Source organism: Collinsella aerofaciens, assembly GCF_015546965.1.
In the GTDB taxonomy this organism is placed as follows: Bacteria; Actinomycetota; Coriobacteriia; order Coriobacteriales; family Coriobacteriaceae; genus Collinsella; species Collinsella aerofaciens_X.
This window is the reverse complement of record NZ_JADMUF010000001.1, coordinates 97,355-122,394: the sequence shown is the minus strand read 5'-3', so window position 1 is coordinate 122,394 and position 25,040 is coordinate 97,355. Positions and strand designations below refer to the sequence as shown.

At 60.0% G+C, this 25,040-nt stretch carries 25 protein-coding genes and 1 pseudogene; 23 read left to right on the top strand and 3 right to left on the bottom strand.

What is annotated here, in order from left to right; all coding sequences use genetic code 11:
* The 22 genes and pseudogenes from I1M21_RS00540 to I1M21_RS00435 all read left to right on the top strand — a co-directional run bounded on the left by I1M21_RS00540 (position 1) and on the right by I1M21_RS00435 (position 19,950).
* On the top strand, positions 1–4,476 hold the full coding sequence (locus I1M21_RS00540; RefSeq protein WP_195192001.1) for a DNA-directed RNA polymerase subunit beta': 4,476 nt from the start codon (positions 1–3) through the stop codon (positions 4,474–4,476).
* A gap of 385 nt (positions 4,477–4,861) precedes the next feature.
* Positions 4,862–5,380 carry an RNA polymerase sigma factor gene (locus tag I1M21_RS00535; RefSeq protein WP_195192000.1) on the top strand — a complete coding sequence of 173 codons (519 nt, stop codon included), beginning with the start codon at positions 4,862–4,864 and terminating at the stop codon, positions 5,378–5,380.
* Positions 5,331–6,407 (top strand): DUF4179 domain-containing protein, encoded by a 1,077-nt coding sequence (locus I1M21_RS00530; protein WP_195191999.1) that lies wholly within the window; start codon positions 5,331–5,333, stop codon positions 6,405–6,407. Before I1M21_RS00535 ends, I1M21_RS00530 begins: the two co-directional genes overlap by 50 nt.
* Positions 6,408–7,088: 681 nt before the next feature.
* A complete protein-coding gene (gene rpsL / locus I1M21_RS00525) occupies positions 7,089–7,466 on the top strand; it encodes a 30S ribosomal protein S12 (protein WP_006235012.1) in 378 nt (125 codons plus the stop codon).
* Positions 7,467–7,539: 73 nt separating this feature from the next.
* Entirely contained in the window at positions 7,540–8,013 is a 474-nt protein-coding gene (gene rpsG, locus I1M21_RS00520) for a 30S ribosomal protein S7 (RefSeq protein ID WP_006235013.1), read from the top strand.
* Between the two features lie 19 nt (positions 8,014–8,032).
* A complete protein-coding gene (gene fusA, locus I1M21_RS00515) occupies positions 8,033–10,132 on the top strand; it encodes an elongation factor G (RefSeq protein WP_195191998.1) in 2,100 nt (699 codons plus the stop codon).
* A 60-nt stretch (positions 10,133–10,192) separates the two neighbouring features.
* Positions 10,193–10,501 (top strand): 30S ribosomal protein S10, encoded by a 309-nt coding sequence (gene rpsJ, locus I1M21_RS00510; RefSeq protein WP_022094184.1) that lies wholly within the window; start codon positions 10,193–10,195, stop codon positions 10,499–10,501.
* A gap of 190 nt (positions 10,502–10,691) precedes the next feature.
* Positions 10,692–11,312, top strand: coding sequence for a histidine phosphatase family protein (locus I1M21_RS00505; RefSeq protein ID WP_195191997.1), 621 nt, complete (start codon positions 10,692–10,694; stop codon positions 11,310–11,312).
* 449 nt (positions 11,313–11,761) lie between these two features.
* A complete protein-coding gene (gene rplC / locus I1M21_RS00500; RefSeq protein ID WP_035137484.1) occupies positions 11,762–12,382 on the top strand; it encodes a 50S ribosomal protein L3 in 621 nt (206 codons plus the stop codon).
* 46 nt (positions 12,383–12,428) lie between these two features.
* Positions 12,429–13,055, top strand: a complete 627-nt coding sequence (gene rplD / locus I1M21_RS00495; protein WP_006235032.1) for a 50S ribosomal protein L4 — start codon at positions 12,429–12,431, stop codon at positions 13,053–13,055.
* A complete protein-coding gene (gene rplW / locus I1M21_RS00490; protein WP_022094197.1) occupies positions 13,056–13,343 on the top strand; it encodes a 50S ribosomal protein L23 in 288 nt (95 codons plus the stop codon). It abuts the gene before it with no gap.
* Between the two features lie 179 nt (positions 13,344–13,522).
* Positions 13,523–14,353 (top strand): 50S ribosomal protein L2, encoded by an 831-nt coding sequence (gene rplB / locus I1M21_RS00485; protein WP_022094198.1) that lies wholly within the window; start codon positions 13,523–13,525, stop codon positions 14,351–14,353.
* A 32-nt stretch (positions 14,354–14,385) separates the two neighbouring features.
* On the top strand, positions 14,386–14,646 hold the full coding sequence (rpsS, locus tag I1M21_RS00480) for a 30S ribosomal protein S19 (protein ID WP_006235035.1): 261 nt from the start codon (positions 14,386–14,388) through the stop codon (positions 14,644–14,646).
* Positions 14,647–14,660: 14 nt separating this feature from the next.
* On the top strand, positions 14,661–15,032 hold the full coding sequence (gene rplV, locus I1M21_RS00475; protein ID WP_006235036.1) for a 50S ribosomal protein L22: 372 nt from the start codon (positions 14,661–14,663) through the stop codon (positions 15,030–15,032).
* Between the two features lie 6 nt (positions 15,033–15,038).
* The gene (rpsC, locus tag I1M21_RS00470; RefSeq protein ID WP_195191996.1) at positions 15,039–15,749 is read left to right on the top strand and encodes a 30S ribosomal protein S3; all 711 of its coding nucleotides are present in this window, start codon (positions 15,039–15,041) and stop codon (positions 15,747–15,749) included.
* A pseudogene (rplP, locus tag I1M21_RS00465) lies at positions 15,749–16,165 on the top strand (50S ribosomal protein L16); the annotation flags it as partial. The gene rpsC and the pseudogene rplP, both read left to right, overlap by 1 nt.
* A gap of 86 nt (positions 16,166–16,251) precedes the next feature.
* On the top strand, positions 16,252–16,467 hold the full coding sequence (gene rpmC, locus I1M21_RS00460) for a 50S ribosomal protein L29 (protein ID WP_006235039.1): 216 nt from the start codon (positions 16,252–16,254) through the stop codon (positions 16,465–16,467).
* A 16-nt stretch (positions 16,468–16,483) separates the two neighbouring features.
* Entirely contained in the window at positions 16,484–16,744 is a 261-nt protein-coding gene (gene rpsQ, locus I1M21_RS00455) for a 30S ribosomal protein S17 (RefSeq protein ID WP_195191995.1), read from the top strand.
* 118 nt (positions 16,745–16,862) lie between these two features.
* Positions 16,863–17,231 carry a 50S ribosomal protein L14 gene (gene rplN / locus I1M21_RS00450; protein WP_006235041.1) on the top strand — a complete coding sequence of 123 codons (369 nt, stop codon included), beginning with the start codon at positions 16,863–16,865 and terminating at the stop codon, positions 17,229–17,231.
* 13 nt (positions 17,232–17,244) lie between these two features.
* Positions 17,245–17,550, top strand: a complete 306-nt coding sequence (rplX, locus tag I1M21_RS00445) for a 50S ribosomal protein L24 (protein ID WP_195191994.1) — start codon at positions 17,245–17,247, stop codon at positions 17,548–17,550.
* 570 nt (positions 17,551–18,120) lie between these two features.
* Positions 18,121–19,200 carry a Gfo/Idh/MocA family protein gene (locus tag I1M21_RS00440; RefSeq protein ID WP_195191993.1) on the top strand — a complete coding sequence of 360 codons (1,080 nt, stop codon included), beginning with the start codon at positions 18,121–18,123 and terminating at the stop codon, positions 19,198–19,200.
* A gap of 3 nt (positions 19,201–19,203) precedes the next feature.
* Positions 19,204–19,950: a DeoR/GlpR family DNA-binding transcription regulator gene (locus I1M21_RS00435; RefSeq protein WP_195191992.1), complete on the top strand. Its 747-nt coding sequence runs from the start codon at positions 19,204–19,206 to the stop codon at positions 19,948–19,950.
* A 424-nt stretch (positions 19,951–20,374) separates the two neighbouring features.
* Here the strand turns inward: I1M21_RS00435 and I1M21_RS00430 are convergent, their stop codons facing one another.
* Together I1M21_RS00430 and I1M21_RS00425 are read right to left on the bottom strand one after the other, a co-directional pair.
* Positions 20,375–21,034, bottom strand: coding sequence for an RluA family pseudouridine synthase (locus I1M21_RS00430; RefSeq protein WP_271763166.1), 660 nt, complete (start codon positions 21,032–21,034; stop codon positions 20,375–20,377).
* Positions 21,035–21,049: 15 nt separating this feature from the next.
* On the bottom strand, positions 21,050–23,542 hold the full coding sequence (locus I1M21_RS00425) for a U32 family peptidase (RefSeq protein ID WP_195191991.1): 2,493 nt from the start codon (positions 23,540–23,542) through the stop codon (positions 21,050–21,052).
* 300 nt (positions 23,543–23,842) lie between these two features.
* Between I1M21_RS00425 and I1M21_RS00420 the strand changes: the two genes are divergently transcribed.
* Complete coding sequence (locus I1M21_RS00420) at positions 23,843–24,220, top strand: RidA family protein (protein WP_035137477.1); 378 nt, start codon at positions 23,843–23,845, stop codon at positions 24,218–24,220.
* Between the two features lie 112 nt (positions 24,221–24,332).
* On the opposite strand, the gene I1M21_RS00415 is transcribed toward I1M21_RS00420, so the two are convergent.
* Positions 24,333–24,989, bottom strand: a complete 657-nt coding sequence (locus tag I1M21_RS00415; RefSeq protein ID WP_271763163.1) for a helix-turn-helix transcriptional regulator — start codon at positions 24,987–24,989, stop codon at positions 24,333–24,335.
* Between the last annotated feature and the right edge of the window lie 51 nt (positions 24,990–25,040).

Sequence of the window (25,040 nt, the reverse complement as noted above, 5' to 3'; positions counted from 1 at the left end):
GTGGCAGATTTCGAAGCTACTGATTTTGACTCGGTAAAGATCTCCCTTGCCTCCGCCGACCAGATCCGTTCCTGGTCGCACGGTGAGGTCAAGAAGCCGGAGACCATCAATTACCGTACCCTCAAGCCCGAGAAGGACGGCCTGTTCTGCGAGAAGATCTTCGGTCCCGCCAAGGACTGGGAGTGCTCCTGCGGCAAGTACAAGGGCATCCGCTTTAAGGGCATCGTCTGCGAGCGCTGCGGCGTCGAGGTCACCTCGGCCAAGGTGCGTCGCGACCGCATGGGCCACATCGAGCTCGCCGCTCCCGTGTCCCACATCTGGTACTTCAAGAGCCCCACGAGCTTCCCGATGAGCCGTATGCTCGACATCAAGTCCAAGGACCTCGAGAAGGTTCTGTACTTTGCCAGCTACATCATCACCGAGGTTGACTACGAGGCTCGCGAGGCCGACGCCGACGACCTGCGCGAGGAGCTCGCCGCCGATCTGGAAGAGATCGATGCCGAGTGCGCCCGCCAGATCGAGTCCCTTAAGGAGCAGGGCGACCCCGAGAACTTTGACGAGTTCTCCGACGAGGAGCCGCTGACCCCCGAGGAGATCGCCTCTGGCATCGTCGACATCGAGGAAGAGTGCAAGGACGAGAAGCAGCTCCGCACGGACGCCTTCAACGCCTTCATGAAGCTCACCGAGCGCGACCTCATCTCCGATGAGCCGCTGTTCCGCGAGATGACCCGTTACTACTCCATGTACTTCAAGGGTGGCATGGGTGCCGAGGCCGTCCGCGACCTGCTCGCCGCCATCGACCTCCCCTCCGAGGCCGAGAAGCTCAAGGCCATCATCGCCGACGAGGATTCCCAGAAGCAGAAGCGCGAGAAGGCCGTCAAGCGCCTCGAGGTCGTTGACGCCTTCCTGAAGGGCGGCAACAGCCCCGCGAACATGATCCTGGATGTCATCCCGGTCATTCCGCCCGATCTGCGCCCGATGGTCCAGCTTGACGGCGGCCGTTTTGCCGCGTCCGACCTCAACGACCTGTATCGTCGCGTGATCAACCGTAACAACCGACTCAAGCGCCTGCTCGACCTGGACGCCCCTGCGATCATCGTGAACAACGAGAAGCGCATGCTCCAGGAGTCCGTGGACGCCCTGTTCGACAACGGCCGTCGTGGTCGCCCGGTCTCTGGCCGTGGCGGTCGCCCGCTCAAGTCGCTCGCCGAGGCCCTCAAGGGCAAGCAGGGCCGCTTCCGTCAGAACCTGCTGGGTAAGCGTGTCGACTATTCCGGCCGTTCGGTTATCGTTACCGACCCCAAGCTGCTGCTGCACCAGTGCGGTCTGCCCAAGACCATGGCGCTGGAGCTCTTCAAGCCCTTCGTCATGAAGCGCCTGGTCGAGCTTGGCAAGGTCGAGAACATCAAGGGCGCCAAGCGCGCTATCGACCGCGGTGCCACCTTTGTGTGGGACATCCTCGAAGAGGTCATCGACGGCCGCGTCGTGCTGCTCAACCGTGCACCGACCCTGCACCGTCTGTCCATCCAGGCCTTTGAGCCGGTGCTGGTCGAGGGCAAGGCTATCCACCTGCACCCGCTGGTCTGCTCGCCCTTCAACGCCGACTTCGACGGCGACCAGATGTCTGTCCACGTGCCGCTGTCCAGCCAGGCTCAGGCCGAGGCCCGCGTGCTCATGCTCTCTGCGAATAACCTGCGCTCGCCGGCATCCGGCAAGCCGGTCAACATCCCCTCGCAGGACATGATCATCGGTGTGTACTACCTGACCCAGGTCCGCGACGGTCTGCCGGGCGAGAACCACGTGTTCTCGAGCTTCGACGACGCGCTGCACGCCTATGACTGCCGCTCTGAGGTCGACATGCAGGCCAAGATTCAGGTCCGCGTGTCTGCCGAGAACGCCAACGTCATCAACGAGGACGGCACCCGTATCTTCCGCGTCAAGAACGGCAAGAACGAGTTTGTCGACTACGACGTCACCGGCAACAAGACCGCGCGCTTCGAGACCTCCATCGGCCGCATCATCTTCAACCGCCAGTGCCTGCCCGAAGACTATGAGTTCATGAACTACAAGATGGTCAAGGGCGACGTGGCCAAGCTGGTTGCGGATTGCTGCGATCGCTATCCCGAGGCCAAGGTCGGCCCGATCCTCGACGCCATCAAGTACTCCGGCTTCCACTACGCCACCCGCGCCGGCCTCACCATCTCGGTGTGGGACGCTCTCATCCCTGAAGAGAAGCAGGAGCTGCTCGACCGCGCCCAGGCCAACGTCGACCAGATCAACGAGTACTTCGAGGAGGGCTTCATCAACGAGACGGAGCGCCACATCGAAGTCGTTAACGAGTGGACCGCTTGTACCGATAAGGTTGCAGCGCTCATGCTCGACATGTTCGACGAGGAGAACCCGCTGTACATGATGGCCGACTCCGGCGCCCGTGGTTCTAAGACCCAGCTGCGTCAGCTCGGCGGCATGCGTGGCCTGATGGCAGACATGTCCGGCGAGACGATCGACCTTCCCATTAAGGCGAACTTCCGCGAGGGCCTGCTGCCGCTCGAGTACTTCATTTCGACCTACGGCGCCCGTAAGGGCCTGGTCGATACCGCATCCCACACCTCGGACTCTGGTTACCTGACCCGTCGTCTGGTCGACGTGGCCCAGGACGTCATCGTCCGCGAGGAGGACTGCGGTACGCACGAGGGCGTCACCTATAACCTCATCATCCCCGGCACCACCGACCTCAACACCGACCTCGTCGGCCGTTGCTTCATTGAGGACGTCGTGGCTCCCGATGGCACCGTGCTCTTTGAACAGGACGGCTACATCGAGAAGGTCGCCGACATCCAGAAGATGGTCGATGCCGGCCTTAAGAAGGTCAAGCTTCGCGCGCTGCTCACCTGCCGCTCCAAGTACGGCGTGTGCCAGAAGTGCTACGGCTGGGATCTTTCCACCCGTCGTCCGGTCGCCATCGGTACCGCGGTCGGCATTATTGCCGCCCAGTCCATCGGCGAGCCCGGTACGCAGCTTACGATGCGTACCATTCACTCCGGCGGCGTCGCTGGCGTCGACGATATTACGCAGGGTCTGCCTACGGTCAGCCGTATGTTCGATATCGTCGGCAACGTCAACGAGAAGATCCTGGGTCGCGAGGCCGAGCTGGCTCCGTACTCCGGTCACCTCTCGATTAAGCCCGAGAAGTCCGAGTACGTGCTGACGCTCACTGACTCCGAGGATCACACCCGTGTCCTCGACGAGCGTCGCGTCCCCGCTTCGGTGCGCTTTATGCCCGAGATCGAGGACGGCTGCGAGGTTCGCGCCGGCGACCAGATCACCAAGGGCTTCGTCAACTTCCGCAACCTGCGCAAGCTGACCGACATCGAGTCGACGATGCACACCTTCGTCGAGAGCGTCAAGGACGTCTACACCAGCCAGGGCGTCGACCTGAACGACAAGCACATCGAGGTGCTCGCACGTCAGATGCTGCGTCGCGTTCAGATCACCAACCCCGGTGACTCCAAGTACCTGCTTGGTCAGTACGTCGACCGCTATGAGTTCGCCGACGAGGTCGAGCGCGTTGCCCGTCTGGGCGGTCAGGCTCCCGTGGCCGAGCCCGTCATCCTGGGTACGCTCAAGGTCGCGTCCAACATCGACTCCTGGCTGTCGAGCGCTTCGTTCATCCGTACCGCCGGCGTCCTTACCGAGGCTGCTATCGAGGGCAAGGTCGACCATCTGCTCGACCTTAAGTCCAACGTCATCGTCGGTAAGAAGATCCCGGCCGGTACTGGCCTCAAGCCGTACGCCAACGCCAAGCTGACGTATCGCACGGCCGATGGCTATGTCGACATCGACGGTCCGGCTTCGCCCAACGCCAAGTCGCTGCCCGAGTGGGCTCCGGTTGAGCTCAAGGACCTGGACGAGCAGCTCCCGCAGCAGCTCGACTGGGCCGGCTACGACGAGTTCGGTGGTGCTGACGGTTCGTTCACCCGCAACGGTCACACCATCTCCGCCGAGAAGGCTCGCCTGTACCTGTTCGACGACCTGGGCGTGTCGCAGCGCTGGACCAACAAGTTCAGCGAGGTCGGCATCGAGACGGTCGGCGACCTGGTCGGCAAGTCCGAGGAGGATCTGCTGCGCATTGATGGCATCGGTGCCAAGGCGATCGAGGAGCTCCGTGACGGCCTGGAGGCCCACGACCTGCTCTACATCCTCGAGAACAACGACGACGTTGCCGACGAGGAAGACCTCTCGCAGCTGCTGCAGATGGTCTTTAGCCCCGACGGTCCGGACGATATCCTGCTGGGTACCTCCGCTCCGACGCATCACGCCGACGCCGACGAGGAGCTCCTGGGCGCCCCGATCGACGACAAGAAGGCTCCTGCCAACGGCGCGATCAACGAGGACATGGCTTCCCTCGACGAGTTGCTCAACCAGCTCGTGGACACCGACGACGCCGAAGAGGCCAAGGACAACGACGAGGAATAATTTCCTAGTACGTTAACCGCCCTTCCAAAGACCCGTTTCCCAACAGGGAAGCGGGTCTTTTTTGGTGAGGAACGTTGCCCCGACGAGCACGTCGGATTCCCGGAACGGGCGGCATAGGGGTTAAGTTTGTCGCGAGTTCCGCACGCAAAGGAAAGCACTTAATGTGCTTTCCGTCTTGCGCAGGACTGTAGAGCAGCAAACTTAAACAGCGGGCGGCCCGTTCCGGGAATCTGCCCCCGCGCACAGAAGGGGATTCCTTTTGCCAATAAGGGACAGGTTTATTTTGGTAGGTATTTCCTGCCTGAATTTGAAACAATTCGTCCGGCCGGAGCGTATCTATGGTGAGGGCCTCATCGAGAACCATTAACGTCACCGGGAGGTGATTATGGAAGAACAAGCTTTTAGACAGGCGGTTGAAGATCACCGAGATGTCGTGTTTCGAATCGCATTGACGTACCTGCGCGATCGTGCCGATGCCGACGATATTGCCCAAGATGTCTTTCTTAAGTTGCTTAAAAGCGATGGACACTTTGAAAGTTGGGAACATCTTCGCCGCTGGCTTATCCGGGTCACGATCAATGAATGTAAATCGCTCTTTCGAAAGCCATGGAGGCGCGTGGAGGATATCGAGAATCTGACCGATTCGCTCTTGGCGGCGCAGGACGAGACTAAGGCCGTCCTGTCGGACGTCATGCGACTTCCGGAGCGATTCCGTGTTCCCATCGTGCTCTATTACTATCTGGGCTTTTCGACCTCAGAGATTGCCGAGTTACTGCATGTGCCAGCCGCGACCGTTCGAACGCGTTTAGCTCGCGGTCGATCGAAGCTCAAATTCATCCTAGAGGAGGGCGACCGTGAAATCCAATCAAATCAAGCAGGCCTTCGAGTCCGTCCAAGCCGATAGCGATCTTGCTGACCGTGTTCTTTATGCCGCTGCTGGTGAGCCGCTTCGCCGAAAGGGTCACGCGAAGCCTCTGTATGTTGCCGTGATCGGATGCCTTGCCGGAGTGCTGGCGACCGGAGGGGTCGCCTACGCCGTCGTCAATTCCAGTTATTTTGCCTCTGCCTGGGGAAACCACGGCAACGGGGATTCCATTACCTGGACTAATGGCGGCTCATCGGGGACTAAATATACCTACACCAGAGAGTTTGGTGATGGCATCGCGCCCCAAAGCTTGGAGGGTTCAGTACAGAAGGTCAATCTGTCCGTCGAGGGCAACGGCTATACACTCGACATTCATGATATGGCTATCGATAAAAACGGTTGCGGTGCCGTGACGTTTACGTTGTCCAATCCAAATGGTGTTAACTACTACAAGCCGGCAGCAGAGACTGGCGAACTTGTTCTCTATGGTGAAGAAGAACAAGGAATCGGCACGCCCAGCATGAACTTCGGCGAGGAATGGGCTGACACACGCTGCACCATTGATAAGGACACATCAAGCGATACTGTCATTAATGGCACGATGTACTTTGCTTCTATGGATCGCGAGCGAGGTTTTCAACATGCGGTCACCTGGAATATCTCGTGGACCGAGGGCGAAGGCGAGGATGCGAAGCCGTTCGAGGCATCGACGCCCGAGTTTAGCGTTGGAGCGTACGTCGATACAAAGGAACTCCGCTCCGGTGACTCACCTCTTGAGATTAGCCCGTTTTCCATCCAGACGCACATCGATGATTTGGGTTATGAAGCAGTTGATAATAAACTGACCGTCAGCTACAAGGATGGATCTGAGCAGATTATCGAAGATGACAACGCAGGGGTGTTCAACTTATATTTTTCTTATGCGCGCAATAGCGGAGAGAACATCTGGGTGCCAACGAAGTTGATTGATGTCGACCAAGTGGTCTCAGTAACGCTTGAGGGCACGAGGTGCACGTCAACAGGAGAGACCGAAACAGAAGTACCCTTTACCATCGTCTATTCGTAAGGTCTAGGCCGCTTCCCAAGAGGGGAAGCGGCCTATTTTGCGTTATATGGACGGTTATTTTGAGCGATATTCGCCTGAATTTCGGAAGTATGCGGCAAAATCTCGATGGGTCGACCACACCGCATATGCTCAAGCGCTCTGCCTGCGGGTTTATTATCGCAAAACCCCGGCGTGCTCGGCAGGTCCAGAATTTACCGCATACTTCCGAAGACGCCGCCGATTTCCATGCGACAGATGAGAGCAGATCAACGCTGGAGTGCGACGTTTCCCCAGATAAAACCGACCATAATAAACCTGTCCCTATTTGGAAGGGAACGTTGCCCCAACGAGCACGTCGGATTCCCGGACCGGGCGGCCCAGGTTTTAAGTTTGTCGCGAGTTCCGCACGCAAAGGAAAGCACTTAATGTGCTTTCCGTCTTGCGCAGGACTGTAGAGCAGCAAACTTAAAACCTGGGCCGCCCGGTCCGGGAATCCTCCCAAGCGCACAGGAGGGGATTCCTTTTGTGTAGGCTTTGCGGAAATGTGGCTATTTAAGGATACGCCCGGCGGCGTGGTCTGTTGACGGCACAGCTAACGCCACGTATCCTATCGAACTGCGTGTTTCGTAGGGGGATGCTGACCCCTCGATTCAAGCCGTTGCACTTTACAGAAAGCTGGAATCATTCGAGAAGGAGTACGCTTTGCCTACTATTAACCAGCTGGTTCGCCAGGGCCGTCGTTCCGTGCCCAAGAAGTCCAAGAACGCTGCTCTGCAGCACAACTCCCAGAAGCGCGGCGTGTGCACCCGCGTCTTCACCACGAGCCCCAAGAAGCCGAACTCGGCTCTTCGTAAGGTTGCCCGTGTTCGCCTCGTCAACGGCATCGAAGTTACCGCTTACATCCCGGGTGAGGGCCACAACCTGCAGGAGCACTCCATCGTGCTCGTCCGCGGCGGTCGTGTCCGTGACCTCCCTGGTGTCCGTTATCACGTCATCCGTGGCGCCTACGACGCTGCTCCGGTCCAGAACCGTATGCAGGCCCGTTCCAAGTACGGTGCTAAGCGCCCCAAGGCCAAATAAGCCAGATAACGTTTTGATACTTTCGCCGTGTGCCGCCTAAGCGCCGCACGGTAGACACTTAAGGAGATTTCACATGCCGCGTCGTGCAGCAGCTAATCGTCGTGAGGTTCAGCCTGACGCCGTTTACAACAACCGCCTGGTGACTCAGCTCATCAACAAGGTCCTTCTTGACGGCAAGAAGGCCACCGCTGAGCGCATCGTTTACACCGCTTTCGAGATCGTTGCCGAGAAGTCCGAGGGTGGCGACGCTCTCGCTACCTTCAAGAAGGCTATGGACAACGTCAAGCCCACGCTCGAGGTTAAGCCCAAGCGTGTCGGTGGCGCTACCTATCAGGTCCCGATGGAGGTCAACTCCCGTCGTTCCACCGCTCTGGGTATCCGCTGGATCGTCAACTTCTCCCGCGCTCGCAAGGAGAAGACCATGGCCGAGCGTCTCGCCAACGAGATCCTCGACGCTTCCAACGGCCTGGGCGCTTCCGTCAAGAAGCGTGAGGACGTCTTCAAGATGGCCGAGGCCAACCGCGCGTTCTCTCACTATCGTTGGTAAGTTAAGGTAAGGAACTAACATGGCTAAGCCTAAGTACAAGCTTTCCGATACCCGTAACATCGGCATCATGGCCCACATCGATGCTGGTAAGACCACCACGACCGAGCGTATTCTTTATTACACCGGTAAGACCCACAAGATCGGTGAGGTCCATGAGGGTGCTGCCACCATGGACTGGATGGTTCAGGAGCAGGAGCGCGGCGTAACCATTACCTCCGCTGCTACCACCTGCTTCTGGAACAAGGACGGTAAGGACTACCGCATCCAGATCATCGACACCCCGGGCCACGTTGACTTCACCGCCGAGGTCGAGCGCTGCCTGCGCGTCCTCGATGGTGCTGTCGCCGTCTTCGACGCCGTTGCCGGCGTTCAGCCCCAGTCTGAGACCGTTTGGCGTCAGGCTTCCACCTTCAACGTCCCCCGCATCGCCTTCATCAACAAGTATGACCGCGTGGGCGCTGACTTCTTCAACGCTATCGAGACCATGAAGGATCGTCTCGACGCTAACGCCGTGGCCGCTCAGGTCCCGATGGGCGCCGAGGACAACTTCTGGGGCGTCATCGACCTGGTCACCATGACCGCATGGGACTTCAAGGCCGACGACAAGGGCATGACCTACCCCGAGCCGATGGACGAGATCCCGGCTGAGTTCGCCGACATCGCTGCCACCAAGCGCGAGGAGCTCCTCGACGCTGCTGCCAGCTTTGACGACGAGCTCATGGAGAAGATCCTCATGGAGGAGGACTTCACCGTCGAGGAGCTCAAGGCTGCTCTGCGCAAGGGCGTTCTGGCCAACGAGCTCAACCTCGTCTTCGTGGGCTCCGCCTACAAGAACAAGGGCGTCCAGGAGCTGCTCGACGCTGTCGTCGACTACCTGCCCAGCCCGCTCGACGTCGAGGCCGTCACCGGTACCGATCCGGACACCGGCGAGGAGATCGAGCGTCATCCTTCCTTCGACGAGCCCTTCTCCGGCCTGGTCTTCAAGATCATGACCGACCCGTTCGTCGGTAAGCTCACCTACGTCCGCGTTTACTCCGGCCGCGCCGAGTCCGGCTCCTACGTTGTCAACGCTTCCAACGGTCAGCGCGAGCGCCTCGGCCGCATCCTCGAGATGAACGCCGCCGAGCGTATCGACCGTGACGACGCTGCTGCCGGCGACATCGTTGCTTGCGTCGGCTTCAAGAACTCCACCACCGGCGACACCCTGTGCGCCGAGGGCAAGGAGATCGTCCTCGAGAAGATCGAGTTCGCCAAGCCCGTTATCGACGTTGCCATCGAGCCCAAGACCAAGGCCGAGCAGGACAAGATGTCCCTGGCTCTGACCAAGCTCGCCGAGGAGGACCCGACCTTCCAGGTGTCCACCAACCACGAGACCGGCCAGACCATCATCGCCGGCATGGGCGAGCTGCACCTCGAGATCATCGTCGACCGTCTGCTCCGCGAGTTCAAGGTTGACGCTAACGTTGGTAAGCCCCAGGTTGCCTACCGCGAGACCGCTGGTCACGACGTCGAGAAGGCTGAGGGCAAGTTCGTCCGTCAGTCCGGCGGTCGCGGTCAGTACGGCCACGCCGTCATTAAGCTCGAGAAGATGGAGGAGGGCTTCGGCTACGAGTTCGTCAACGCTATCGTCGGCGGCGTCGTGCCCAAGGAGTACATCCCGTCCATCGACAAGGGCATCCAGGAGGCCCTGAACACCGGTGTTATCGCCGGCTTCCCGGTCCTCGACGTCAAGGTCACCCTGTTCGACGGTTCTTACCACGAGGTCGACTCCTCCGAGGCCGCCTTCAAGATCGCCGGTTCCATGGCTATCAAGGACGCCCTCAAGAAGTCCGATCCGCAGCTGCTCGAGCCGATCATGGCTGTCGAGGTCGAGACCCCCGAGCAGTACATGGGCGACGTTATGGGCAACCTCTCCGGTCGCCGCGGCAAGATCGAGGGCATGGAGGATCGCAAGAACACCAAGCTCATCCGTGCCAAGGTGCCGCTGGGCGAGATGTTCGGTTACGCTACCGACCTTCGCTCCCAGACCCAGGGCCGTGCATCCTACACGATGCAGTTCGACTCTTATGAGCCCGCGCCCAAGTCCATCGTGGACGAGGTCATGAGCAAGAACGCCTAAGTTCGAGCTCCCTGTTACGTAATCCGCGAGAACATCTCTCGCACTCTTTGGAGGTTTAAGTTGGCTACCCAGAAGATCCGCATTCGCCTCAAGGGCTATGATCACGAGGTCGTCGATCAGTCCGCGAAGCTCATCGTCGAGACCGCTCAGAAGACCGGCGCTCGCGTTTCCGGTCCTGTCCCCCTGCCCACCGAGCGCAACCTGTACACGGTTATCCGCTCGCCGCACGTGAACAAGGACTCCCGTGAGCAGTTCGAGATGCGCACCCACAAGCGCCTCATCGACATCCTCGACCCCACCTCGGGCACCGTTGATTCGCTCATGCGTCTCGACCTCCCGGCTGGCGTTGACATCGACATCAAGCTCTAAGCTTTTTTACCGATAGCTCACATTGCAAGGCCGCAGCCCTTTGGGTTGCGGCCTTTTTGTATCTTGTGGATAAAGTGGCTACACTACGATCCGGTTACGCAATGGATTTATTACGGTCGATGAAGACTACGTCGGCGCGGCACGTGAGTAGTGTTGTATCGGTAGAGCCGTTCGTGCAAAAGGGGAGACCATGAAGAAACTGTATCTGCTCCGTCACGGTCAGACGGAGTTCAACGTCAAAAAGCTCGTCCAGGGCCGCTGCGATTCACCGCTAACGGACCTGGGCCGCCAGCAGGCCGCAAAGGCCGCCGCATGGCTCAAAGCCCACGGCGTCGTTCCCGACAAAGTGGTCTCATCACCCTTAGGCCGAGCCATGGACACGGCAAGTCTCGTCGCAGCCGAGCTTCTCGGTCCGGACGCCCTCGTCGAGCCCTGCGAGGGTATCATCGAACGCTGCTACGGTACCTTTGAAGAAGGCCCCCACGACGCACTACCCACCGACGTCTGGGACCCCGGCGAGGATTTAGTCCCCTTTGGAGGGGAGGGAAGCCAAGCTCTACAAGCTCGCATGGTAAGCACCCTTACCAATCTCATGGGCATTGATGGCGTCAAAACCCTCCTTGCAGTAAGCCACGGCAGCGCCAGCCGCCAATTCATCAAGGCTGCAGCCCCAGAGGGCTTCGAGCTCCCAGCAAAACTCCCCAACTGCGCCATCATGATCTTCAGTTTTGAGGATTCGCAAGAAGAATGCGACACGTCCCAAGGCAAGTTCACCTTGCGGCAAATCATTGATCCCCAACAAAGTCATTAGCCTGAGCGAGCAAAGTTAAGCAGACATCAACGTGTCGTCTCCCGAGCCCGGCAGGGCGGCGGCGAAATATATTAAGGTTGTCGCGAGTTCCGCACGCAAAGAAGGCCACTTAATGTGGCCTTCGTCTTGCGCAGGACTGTAGAGCAGCAACCTTAATATATTTCGCCGCCGCTCTGCCGGGTCCAGGCGACTCCACGCACTTTACCTGCGTAAACAATGTGAGTGAAATATGAATCTCGACGGATACGCCCGCAGCCGTGTATACTAAACAGCTGTGTGAAACCAGGGGAGTATTCTGGCTGGACAAAATGCCTGCTTAATAGGGTTGTCAGGTAGTCCGGACGTAATACAAGGCTGGGGAGCACGTCGTGTAAGTAGTGGTCCTCTAGGGGCGTACGCTCGGTGGTGTACGCATTGTCCCAAGACCACGCGAGAGTTGGGATCATATCTTGATCAGCATGATTCTCGGCCGCAAGATTGGCATGACCCAGGTTTGGGACGAGGACGACAACGTCGTTCCCGTCACGGTCATCCAGGCTGGCCCCTGCGCTGTCTCGCAGGTTAAAACTCAGGCAACTGACGGCTATGACGCCGTCCAGATCGGTTTCGGCGACATCAAGGCCAAGAACGTGAACAAGCCCATGGCTGGTCACTTCGCCAAGGCCGGCGTCGAGCCTGTCCGCTTCCTTCGTGAGGTCCGCGTCGAGAACGGCGAGGAGCACAAGGTCGGCGAGGTCGTTACCGTCGCTGATTTCGCTGATGTCGAGAAGGTCGACGTCATCGGTACCTCCAAGGGTAAGGGCTTCCAGGGTCGCATCAAGCGCTGGGGTCAGCGCCGCGGTCCTATGACGCATGGTTCTCACTTCCAGCGTCACCCCGGTTCTATCGGTCAGTGCGCCTATCCTGCGCGCGTCCTCAAGGGCGTCAAGATGGCCGGTCACATGGGTAACGAGCGCGTTACCGTCAAGAACCTTTCCGTTGTCCGCATCGATGCCGAGCAGAACCTCATCTTGGTCAAGGGCGCTGTCCCGGGTGCCAAGAATGGTCTCGTCGCCATCCGTATGGCCTAAGGGCCCAGCCCATTTAGCCCAGCGTCATACCAAGGAGAACACTTAAATGGCAAAGTTTGAAGTAAAGAACAGCGAGGGCAAGAAGGTCGCCGAGGCCGAGCTCGCCGCTGAGGTGTACGGCATCGAGCCGAACATCCACGTTATGCACCACATCGTCAAGTGCCAGATGGCCTCTTGGCGTCAGGGCACCCAGTCCGCTAAGGGCCGCTCTGAGGTTTCCGGTGGCGGCAAGAAGCCTTGGCGTCAGAAGGGCACCGGCCGTGCCCGCCAGGGTTCCATCCGTGCTGCCCAGTGGCGTCACGGTGGCGTTGTCTTCGCCCCCAAGCCCCGTTCCTACGCTAAGCGTATGAACAACAAGGAGGTCAAGCTGGCTATGCGCTCCGCGCTGTCCGCCAAGCTGGCCGATGGCGAGCTCGTGCTCGTCGACGACTACGGCTTCGAGAAGCCTTCCACCAAGGCTGCCGTCGCCATGCTCAAGGCTCTCGGCCTTGAGGGCAAGCGTCTGACCATCATCGTTCGCGATGAGGACGTCAACGCCTACCTGTCGTTCCGCAACATTCCCAAGACGTTCATCATCACCGCTGACGAGGCCAACACCTACGATCTCGTCAACAACAACGCTGTGCTGATGCCCGCCGACATCGCCGCTCACTTCGGGGAGGTGCTTGCATAAATGACCGCCCACGAGATCATCATCCGTCCGATCGTGTCCGAGCGTTCCTTCTCCGGCATGGAGCTGAACAAGTACACGTTCGAGGTCGCCAAGGATGCTAACAAGTATCAGATCAAGGACGCTGTCGAGGAGATCTTCGGCGTCAAGGTCGTTCGCGTGAACACCCTGACGGTCAAGCCCAAGACCAAGCGCGTGCGCTATGTCGCCGGCAAGACCCGTTCTTGGAAGAAGGCCATCGTCACGCTGGCCGAGGGTGACACCATCGAGGTCTTTGGCAACCAGGCCTAAGACTCGCTGCTGTTGAGTGAGCTCATGCCTCCCAAATAGGGGAGGCGGGAGCTCAAGGTTTTGGGCGTATAAAATGGACACGCCCGGAACCGTGTATACGTCCGGTGTCATCGCACCCGAGGCAGAACCTCGAATCCCTGTCTGCGATGGCTAACGGATTCCTATTGAAAGGGATTGTAATGGCTGTAAAGCACCTTAAGCCGACCTCCGCTGGTAGGCGTTGGCAGACGATCTCCGACTTCTCCGAGATCACCTGCACCAAGCCCGAGAAGTCTCTTCTCGAGCCCCTGCCCAAGAAGGCCGGTCGTAACAACAACGGCCGCATCACCACCCGCCACCAGGGCGGCGGCGTGAAGCGTCGTTACCGCGTGATCGACTTCAAGCGCAACAAGGACGGCGTGCCCGCCAAGGTTGCCACGATCGAGTACGATCCGAACCGTTCCGCTCGCATCGCTCTGCTGCACTACGCTGACGGTGAGAAGCGCTACATCCTGGCCCCCAAGGGCCTCGAGGTCGGTCAGACCATCATGTCCGGTTCTGACGCCGACATCAAGCCGGGCAACGCTCTGCCCCTCGCCGACATCCCCGTCGGTACGCTCATCCACGCCGTCGAGTTCCAGCCGGGCAAGGGCGCTGCTATCGCCCGTTCCGCCGGTAACTCCTGCCAGCTGATGGGTAAGGAGGGCAAGTACGCTATCGTCCGTATGCCTTCCTCCGAGATGCGCCGCATCCTCGTTACCTGCCGCGCCACCGTCGGTGAGGTCGGCAACGCCGATCACTCCAACATCGTCATCGGCAAGGCCGGCCGTAAGCGTCACATGAACGTGCGCCCGACCGTCCGCGGTACCGTCATGAACCCTGTCGACCACCCGCACGGCGGTGGCGAGGGCAAGAACCACACCTCTGGTCGTCCCTCCGTTACCCCCTGGGGTAAGCCGACGAAGGGCCTTCGTACGCGCAAGAAGAAGAAGGTCTCGAACCAGCACATCATTCGTCGCCGTAAGAAGTAATTTCGGATACCGAGTTTTAGGAGAAAGCACTTATGAGCAGAAGTCTCAAAAAGGGCCCGTTCGTGGAGACTCGCCTTCTCTCGCGTATCACCGCGATGAACGAGGCTGGCAAGAAGGACGTCGTGAAGACCTGGTCCCGCGCGTCCACCATCTTCCCCGAGATGGTTGGTCACACCATCGCCGTCCACGACGGCCGCAAGCATGTGCCCGTGTATGTTACCGAGTCCATGGTTGGTCACAAGCTCGGCGAGTTCGCGCCGACTCGTACGTTCCGTGGCCACAAGGCCAAATAGGGGGTTAACCGTAAATGGCAACTAAGTCTATTGAAACTGAGGCCACCGAGGTTCGCGCCGTCGCTAAGTACGTGCGTGTTTCCCCCAGCAAGGCCCGCCTGGTGGTCGATCTGATCCGCCGCAAGCCTGTCGCTCAGGCCTTCGACATCCTCCACTTCTGCGACCGCGCCGTCGCCGTGGATGTCGAGAAGGTTCTCCGTTCCGCCGTTGCGAACGCCGAGAACAACAACGGTCTGCGTGCCGACAACCTGGTTGTCGCCGCTGCCTATGTTGACGAGGGTCCGACGCTTAAGCGCATCCGTCCCCGCGCCAAGGGTTCCGCTTCTCGCATTCTGAAGCGTACTTCCCACATCACCGTCGTCGTTGCTCCTCGAAAGGAGGCGTAAAGCTGTATGGGTCAGAAAGTCTACCCCACCGGCTTCCGTCTTGGCATCACCGAGAACTGGCGCTCCCGCTGGTTCGCAGAGAAGGATTACGCTAAGACCCTCGGTAACGATCTCGAGATCCGCAAGTACCTTGAGAAGCGTCTTTCCCGCGCAGCTGTCTCCCGCGTCGAGATCGAGCGCGCTGGCGACAAGGTGAAGGTCATCATCCTCACCGCTCGCCCCGGCGTTGTCATCGGTAAGAAGGGTGCCGAGATCGATACCCTCCGCACCGAGCTCGAGAAGGTCGCTGGCGTCTCCAAGGGCCAGCTCTCCATCGACGTTGTCGAGATCAAGCGCCCCGAGCTCGACGCCAACCTCGTTGCTCAGTCTATCGCCGAGCAGCTCGAGGGCCGCGTTGCCTTCCGTCGCGCTATGCGCAAGGCTGTCCAGTCCGCCCGCAAGGCCGGCGCTAAGGGCATCCGTATCCAGTGCTCCGGTCGTCTCGGCGGTGCCGAGATGGGCCGTCGTGAGTGGTACCGTGAGGGTCGTGTGCCTCTGCACACCCTCCGTGCCAAGATCGACTACGGCACGGCCGTCGCCAGCACCACCATGGGCGCTTGCGGCGTGAAGGTCTGGATCTACCTGGGCGAGAAGCTCCCGGGCCAGCCTGTTCCCAACCCTGCACTCGAGGGCTCTTCCCGTCCTCGTCGTCGTAACTCCGAGAGGAGGGGTCAGTAGTGCTTGCCCCTAAGCGTATTCTTCACCGCAAGGTGCAGCGTGGCTCCATGAAGGGCCAGGCCAAGGGTAATACCGAGCTGCATTTCGGCGAGTTTGGTATCCAGGCTCTCGAGGCCCATTGGATCACCAACCGTCAGATCGAGGCCGCTCGTATTGCAATGACCCGCTACATGAAGCGTGGCGGTCGTGTCTACATCACGATCTTCCCCGATAAGCCCATCACCAAGAAGCCTGCCGAGACTCGCATGGGTTCTGGTAAGGGTAACCCCGAGGAGTGGGTGGCCGTCGTCAAGCCCGGCCGCATCATGTTCGAGGTCAAGGGCGTGCCTGAGGAGGTCGCTCGCGAGGCTCTGCGTCTTGCACAGCACAAGCTTCCCATCAAGACCAAGATTGTTGCTGCTAAGAACGCTGAGCAGCGCATCGAGAAGGAGATGGCTGAGGAGGCCGCTCTCGAGGCCAAGTGGGCTGCTGAGGACGCCGCCGCCGCCAAGGAGGAGAACTAATGAAGCCCGCAGAGATTCGTGAGCTCTCGGACGCTCAGCTCGTTGAGAAGCTGAAGGAAATGCGCGCCGAGCTCTTTAACCTTCGTTTCCAGATGGCCACCAGCCAGCTGGACAACACCGCTCGCGTCAACACCGTGAAGAAGGACATCGCTCGTGTCCTCACGGAGCAGCGCGCCCGCGAGATCGCAGCGGAGAAGTCCGCTGTCGCCGAGTAGGACCTAAGGAGAGAACATGACTGATTCGCGTAACTCGCGTAAGGTCCGTACGGGTGTCGTTACCTCCGTCTCCGGTGCTAAGACCATCGTCGTCACCATCACCGAGCGCAAGCGTCACCCCAAGTACGGCAAGATGATGACCAGCTCCAAGAAGCTGCACGCTCACGACGAGGAGTGCACGGCTGGCGTGGGCGACACCGTCCGCGTTATGGAGAACCGTCCTATGTCCAAGATGAAGCGTTGGCGCCTCATCGAGGTCGTCGAGCGCGCTAAATAAGCTGTCGCTCTTACGACTTGTACGTTTCCGAAGATGTGCGTATGCCTGGTTTGCATACCACGAGCCGCTTAAAGGCTGCGCACCTCTCTTCGGTTCTTAGTTCGGAGGAACATCTACCATGATTCAGATGCAAACCATGCTGAACGTCGCCGACAACTCCGGCGCTCGCAAGATTCGCTGCATCAAGGTGCTTGGCGGTTCCAAGCGTCGTTATGCAGGCATCGGCGATGTGTTCATCGGTGCTGTCCAGGAGGCTACCCCTGGCGCCAACGTCAAGAAGAAGGACGTTGTCCGTTGCGTCGTCGTTCGCACCGTTAAGGAGATCCGCCGCAAGGATGGCTCCTACATTCGCTTTGATGAGAACGCCTGCGTTGTCATCAACAACGATGGTTCGCCCGTCGGCACCCGTATCTTCGGGCCTGTCGCTCGCGAGCTTCGTGACAAGAAGTACATGAAGATCGTCTCGCTCGCTCCCGAGACCCTGTAGTTAGGGGAGATATATGTATATCAAGAAGGGCGATAAGGTCCAGGTTCTCTCTGGTAAGGATCGCGGCAAGCAGGGCGTTATCCTGCGTGCTCTCCCCGCCGAGAACAAGGTCGTTGTCGAGGGCGTTTCGGTCGTCAAGAAGGCCGTCAAGCCCAACGCTGCCAACCGGCAGGGCGGCATCGTTTCGCAGGAGGCTCCCATCGACGCCTCCAACGTCAATCTCGTCTGCCCCGAGTGCGGTAAGGTTACCCGCGTCGGTCACGAGAAGGACGGCAAGAACAAGCTGCGCGTCTGCAAGAAGTGCGGCCACAAGTTCTAAGCTGCCCGCAACATCAAGTTGCTAGCAAAGGCCCGGACGCCACGGCACCCGGGCCTTTTTCTATACCTACTCATTGGGGACAGACTTAAATGAGTGGCCGTTGATTGGCAGTCGTTGGGGACGTTCTTAAACGACTAGTCGTTTGGGACAGTCTTCAGCCATGTTGCGGTGAAATGGGGACTGATGAGGGGCTCTAGGGGGCCAAACAATCCCTATTTCCCCGCAACTTAGGTGAGGTCTGTGGTAATGCGCGGCGATTGGATGAATGCGGCAGGAAAGGAACGTCCCCATGTGCCGGCATCCGGGGACGTTCCTTTCCTGCCGGCAGTTTGGGACAGTCCTTTGTGGTCAGATGATTCGTTACGTTCGTTTTCTTCTGGGGATCACTTGGTGCGCAATTCTGCGTACTTGAGTGCGCAGGATTGCGTGAACGTGCGCAGAAATGCGCCGTTTACGGTTGAATAATGACCGTTTGGCGGTAATACGCGCAGAAGTACGCACATACACGCGTATTTGTGCGAATATAGAGCCGTCAGAAATGAAAGACGTTCCATGACACAGGAGGCACTCATGGCAGATTCCAAACAGGCTCCGCTCGATGCTGCGGCGGCCGCAAAGGCTGCGTTCGCTTCGGTTCAGGACAAGCCGTTCCCTAACGACATCTTTACGGCTCCCGAGCTCCGTTGGGCCGTGATCGGTTGCGGCGTTATCGCCAACCAGATGGCCCAGTCTCTCGCTCTTGCCGGCCGCAAGCTTTCGGGCGTCGCCAACCGTACGCTGTCCAAGGCTCAGGCTTTTGCTGAGCAGTATGGCATCGAGAAGGTCTATGAAACGGTCGAGGACCTCTATGCCGATCCGAACATCGACGCGATCTATATCACCACCCCGCACAACACGCATATCACCTACCTGCGAGCTGCTCTGGCAGCTGGTAAGCACGTGCTCTGCGAGAAGGCCATTACCCTCAATTCCGCTGAGCTCGACGAGGCGCGTGTCATCGCCGACGAGCACAACGTGGTCCTCATGGACGCTACTACGGTGCTCCACATGCCCTTGTATCAGGAGCTGCGCCGCCGCATGGATGCCGGCGAGTTTGGCCGCATGAACCTCGCTCAGCTCAACTTTGGCAGCTACAAGGAGTACGGCGACCTGACCAACCGCTTCTACAATCGTAACCTTGCTGGTGGTGCCATGCTCGACATTGGCGTCTATGCCCTGTCCGTCATGCGCTTCTTTATGGCAAGCCAGCCCACTGAGGTCATTTCGCTGGGCAACACCTGCGAGACCGGCGTTGACGTTGCGGGCGGCATCGTCTGCCGTAATGCAGAGCAGCAGCTGGGTGTTGTGAGCCTTACGCTCCACTCCAAGCAACCCAAGCGCTCGGTCATTAGCTTCGATAAGTGCTATATCGAGGTCAACGAGTATCCGCGTGCCGACCACGCGACCATCGCGTGGACTGCGGATGGCCACCGCGAGGAGGTCCACGCTGGCACCGAGGCCTACGCACTGTGCTACGAGATGGCCGACCTGGAGAAAGCCGTTGCCGGCGACGACACCAAGCGCGAGCTGCTGGATTATGCTTCTGATGTTATGGAACTTATGACCAAGCTCCGCGCCGACTGGGGAGTCGTGTACCCCGAGGAGGAGTAAGCGATGCTTGCGGAAGATAGGCTCAACGCGATCGTGTCGATGGTGCAGCAGGCCGGCTCGGTTACCGTGCCGGAGCTTGCCGAAGCCCTGGGCGTGACGGCGTCTACCATTCGGCGCGACCTGCAGACGCTCGACCGAGCGCATCGCATCGCCAAGGTCCACGGTGGGGCGACCAGTCTTGAGCGCGCGCACGTGACGCGCGACCTAACGCTTAATGAGCGCAGCGACCTCCATAACGACGACAAGGAGCGTATCTGCGCCCGTGCGGCGGCGCTGGTGGAGCCCGAGAGCTTTGTGTATATCGATTCGGGCTCGACGACGCTCAGGCTCATTGAGCATCTTCCACTCCTTGAGGGCGTCACCTATGTGACCGACTCCGTGCTTCATGCTCAGCATCTCGCCCTGCGCGGTATGCGCACCGTGGTGCTGGGCGGTGAGCTCAAGCCCGAGACCGAGGCGCTCGTTGGCCCCGATGCCCTGGCGACCCTGGACCGCTACAACTTCAACTGTGGTTTTTGGGGTTCTAACGGCATTGCCGCCGAGCAGGGCTTCACGGCGCCCGATATCGAGGAGGCGCAGGTTAAGCGCATCTCGATGCGCCATACGGCCAAGCGCTTCGTAATCTCGGACGCCAGTAAATTTGGCATGGTGGCGCCCGTCAAGTTCGCGGACTTCCGCGACGCAACGATTATTACCGCGGGCGAGGTGCCCGCCAAGTACCAGACGATGGACAACGTCATCACGGTCTAGCGATGAGGCAAGGCCAAAACCACTACAAAGGTGCCTGTCCCCATTGTGGTGGTTAGTAACGAAAACCGAGTAGTTTTCTCAATAGAAAAGCGGCAACGTCCATCCCGGGCGTTGCCGCTTTTGTTGTCTACCGGTTTGTCTAAATCTGTAACAACTGGACCGTTAAAAGTGGGCTAGATGTTACAGATCGAGATAATTCCGAACCGAGCCGTCCCTTTGTCTCAATCTGTAACATCTGGGACCGATTTTGCCGAGTTACTGTTACAGATCGAGATTTTCTCTTGAGGGGAGATTCGAATGTCTCGATCTGTAACAGATAGACCGGGAAATGGGTTTTAACTGTTACAGATTGAGATCTTTTGCGACACGGTAGAACCATCGCGGCCTAAACCACCACAAAGGTGCCTGTCCCCGTTGTGGTGGTTTAGGGCTCCCAGGGGCAGGGGGCTTCGATGTGGATGTGCTCGCCGGTTATGGGATGCGTAAAGGACACACTGTGGGCGTGGAGCATCAGGCCACAAGGGCGCGGCGTGCCGTATAGGTCATCGCCAACCAGGGGGTGATGCTCGCTGGCCAGGTGCACACGGATTTGGTGTTTGCGGCCGGTGAGTAGCTCAACATCGATATACGAACGCGTGGGCAGGCCTCGACGGCTCTTAAGACGCTTGAGCACCTTGACGCGCGTTTGAGAAGGCTTGCCGCTGGCACCGACGCGCATCTTGCGGCTGTCGTGACGGTCGCGGGCGATGGGCTTGTCGATGAGCTTCTCGTTCCAGTCGATCTTGCCCTCGGCCAGCGCCAGATAGTGCTTTTCGAAGGCGTGGTCGTTCACCATCTGGTCAAAGGCGGGCTGCGTCTGCTTGTCGAGCGAGAACAACACCACGCCGGTGGTGTCACGGTCCAGGCGATTGAGCGGCTGCATGTCGGTCGCGGCAAAGCCGTCGCCCATCGCCAGCAGCAGGTCGCTGGCGTAGTCGGTAAGTGTGCGCTCGCCGGTGCCGTCACCGTGGACGATCATGCCGGCGGGCTTGTCGATGGCCATGAGCCAGGCGTCGCAGTAAAGGACTTGAGGTTCTTCGTTCACGTGTAAGCCTTTCGGTTAGCTAATTCCCACAAACATGCAGCCCGAGGTGGCGCCGCGCAGGCGGGCGGCGGGCTTGCGACCGGCCTGCGCTGCTTCGACGGCACGACGGACGCGAGCGGCGGCACGGCCAATCTCATCGGCCTCGAGCAGGGTTCCGTCGACCATGAGACGACGCACGCCGGCATCGAGCAGCTGAGGAACATGCGGCGTGAGGTCGATGGGGTAAGCATCGTACAGGCGAGAGCGGCCGTGAATGTCGGTACGCACCGGCATGACCTTTCCGTCGATATTCTTGAGCGAGAGCTTGCGGGCACGCAGACGGCAGTTGGCGCAATCGTGGATGCAGCCGTTGGCAACCTGCAGAATGCAATGCTCGCTTGTCATGACGCGCGGGCGGCCAAAGACGGTGATGCCCAGAGCCGCGGGCGCGGCGGCGCCGAGCGAGACAATCTCGTCGAGCGTGATTTCGGGCGAGAGCCAAAACGCACCGGCTCCGCGCTCGGCAAGCGCCTCCATGCAGGGTGCGTTGTGAACCGGCAGGCAAGAGCGAATCTCGGCCGTGGCGCCAACCTGGGCGGCCAGGGCAAGCTCAGAGATGTTGCCAATAGCGACCGTGGCACCGGCAACAACCCAGGGATCGACGCGCTCGTGGTCGACGGCGCGGCAGACCTCGTCGAGTACGGGCACGATACCCTGCTCAAATGCATCGGCGGGGGAGAGCTCGGCCGCATCGAGCGCGTCGGTGGTCATGTAGATGCGCGTTGCGCCCTCCGCGCGAGCGGCCTCGGCGGCCTCGAGCGAGGTGACGGTGGCGCAGATCTGCGGCTCATCGCGGTAGTGCTCGGGCATGGGGCGCGTACATTTGTCGAGCACCGGAATCTCGAGCGTTTTCGCGCGCTCCTCGTACGGCGCCAGAATGGCCTCTTCCAGCGCCTTGCAAGCGGCGGCGCGCACCTTGTGCACGGCGGAGAAGCCCATGCCGCAACCCTCGTCGAGGGTCACCTCAAAGCTCGCAGCTTCAAAGGGAGAGGAGCCCATACGCCCGACGTGCTCCACCAGATCGGATGCCTCGACGGCGCGGGTCTTGGCGGCCTCGACGGTGAAGCCCGTGGCCGTGGCCGTAAGCGAAGGGTCGTCGCAGCAGGTGAGCGTCACGGTAAACGGCTCGCCCAGACGCGCCACAACGGACACGTCTACAGCTCGGCGGCGCAGCACATCGCGCTTGAGCGCGGCGCCGGCGGCGTCAATGGCGCGCTGGCTTCGAATCACGCGCACGCGGCAGCCCTCGGGCATGCTACGGGGCACGCGACACTCGATAACATCGCCGGCAGCGGCATCATCGGCGGCGATGGTGGTCAGGAACTGGTCGAACTCATCGTCATGGCGAAGCTCCAGCAGGTCGCCCTTGCCAACGGGCTCAAACAACTCAATGCGGGCGATGGCGGCGCGGCGACGGCGGTCGTCAGGCTTGAGCCCTCGCACGTCGCGGTTGGCCAGGCGGCTGCCCAGCACCGTGCCCACAATCTGGCCGCGGTTGTTGGAACGCTCGTAGCTCATCATCTCGTCGCCCGAGGTGCCGTCCTGATAGGCGTGCGTAAAGTCGCGGTTAAAGCAGCGCTTGAGCTGACGTTGGCGGGCGGCATCCTCATCCTTAGAGGTCGAAACATCGGCAAGCATGTCATCAATCTGATGACGGTACACGTCGACGATGGAATACACGTAATCGGGGGCCTTCATGCGGCCCTCGAGCTTGAGCGATGCGGCGCCGGCGTCATACAGACGGCGAACAAGCTGCGACGTGTTGGTGTCGCGCGGGCACAGCGCGCGCTCGCGACCGGCAGGGGAGAGCGAGCGGCCGTTCTCGTCAATTAGCTCGTAGGGTAGGCGGCAGGGCTGGGCGCACATGCCGCGGTTGGCCGAGCGGCCAGCCATGGCAAAGCTCGACAGCAGGCACAGACCCGAGTAGCAAAAGCAGATGGCACCGTGGCTAAAGACCTCAAGGTCCACATCGGGCGCGGCGTCGTGGATGGCGGCGATCTCGTCGATGGAGAGCTCGCGCGAGAGAGTCACGCGGTCGGCGCCCTGCTCGCGGCACCAAAGCGTTCCGCGGTCATCATGGATGTTCGCCTGGGTCGAGATGTGCGTCTCGATGCCGGGCATGGTGCGCTTGACCTCAAAGAACAGGCCCCAGTCCTGGATGATGAAGGCATCGGCGCCCAGCGTGGAGCAGCGGTGGATGAGTTGCAGCGCATCGCCCATCTCGGACTGCTTGATGACGATGTTGACCGTGACGTAGACGCGCGACCCGGCTAGATGCGCGGCGCGGCAGGCCTGCTCAAAGGCCTCGTCGGTAAAGTTGGTGGCCTTGCGGCGGGCGTTGAAGCTGCCCATGCCGCAATAGATGGCGTCTGCCCCCGCGGCGAGTGCGGCGGCAAAGGGCTCGGGCCCTCCGGCGGGCGCTAAAAGCTCGGGTCTGCGGTTGGTGGTTCGACTGGCGGTTGCGGTCATATCCTGCCTTTCAAAATGCTCAGATATTCAAAAGTATAGTGGCGCCGTTGCGGCAGGCGATGCCCGTGCTCCAAGCGGGATAAAGTCTTCAGCAGCTTGGACTGGCTGACCCCGTGGAGAACCGTTCAGCGGTTCGGGGAGACCGTTGGGCGATAAAATATTCTCGCAAGCTGATAATATTCTTGCATCAAACAGAAACCTTGAGTACCATCCCAATCAAGCGCGGTGTTCAGACCGAACTGTGCCTCCCGGTGTGAACGCCGCGCTCACGCTTTCTCAACTGATCGTAAGGAGATAAACATGAGCAAGACCGTCGTGTCTTCCGATAACGCACCCGCAGCCATCGGCCCGTATTCCCCTGGTATCCAGACCGGCAACATGGTGTTCCTGTCCGGCCAGCTGGGCATCGACCCTGCAACCGGCAAGATGCCCGAGGGCGTCGAGGCCCAGGCCAAGCAGTCCCTCGCCAACGTCGAGGCCCTGCTGACCGCTGCCGGCGCCACCTTTGCCGATGTCGTCAAGACCACGGTCTACCTGGCCGACATCGCCGACTTCGCCGCCGTGAACGAGATCTACGCCTCCAAGTTCGAGGCTCCGTTCCCCGCGCGCAGCGCTTTCCAGGTTGCCGCCCTTCCGGCTGGCGGTCTGGTTGAGATTGAGGTCGTCGCCGCTCTCTAAGGCGTTGGCAACAACTAAACATGACATGCAAAAAGACCCTGCAGCGCGTGCGAGCTGCAGGGTCTTTTGTCAAGTGACGGGTCGCTTGTGGAGCCGCGCTCCATTTTGCTCGTTAGCCCTCCTTGCGAACTTTTTGCAGGTAGCGGTAGACGCTGGGCTCCGAGATGCCCAGCGCGGTGGCGGCGCAGGCCACGGCACCCTTGAGCATGAACACACCGTTGCCGTTGAGGTGGCGAATGACGTCCACGCGGTCGCTCTGACCAAGTGACGCTACGTCCAGCCCGCGCGCGCTCAGCAACTCGGCAATGCTGCGGTCGATGAGCTCCTGTGTGGACTCCGAAAGGCTTTCGACCTCGATAGGGGCGGGCTCCGTGCGCGTCGGCGCTGCGTCGAAGCACGCCATGAGCTGCTGCGCCATGGCGTTGATGGAACGCACGGTCGAAAGGTCGGTGTTGACGCAGAGCATACCGACGATCTCGTCATTCTCGCGGATAAAGTACGTCGCTGACTCCAACGTCTTGCCGCCGGCACCGCGCCCCTCGTAGCCCGTAATAAACGGCAGGTCGCGATACTTGGGGTCGTGCATGATCTTGAGCGCCAGATCGGTGGCGGGGCCGCCGACCTGGCGGCCGCTCACGATGCCGTTGCGAATATCGACGATGGCGTGGTCGGGATCCGAGAAATCGTGCAGCACGATTTCACTGTTTTTGCCGAGTATCTGCTCCAGAAAATCGACCATCGGCAAAAAGCGGCGTACGGTCTCGTTCACGGGCAACTCCTTTGAGTGAAATCGGAAATGTTCATAACAATTTTTTCTCAT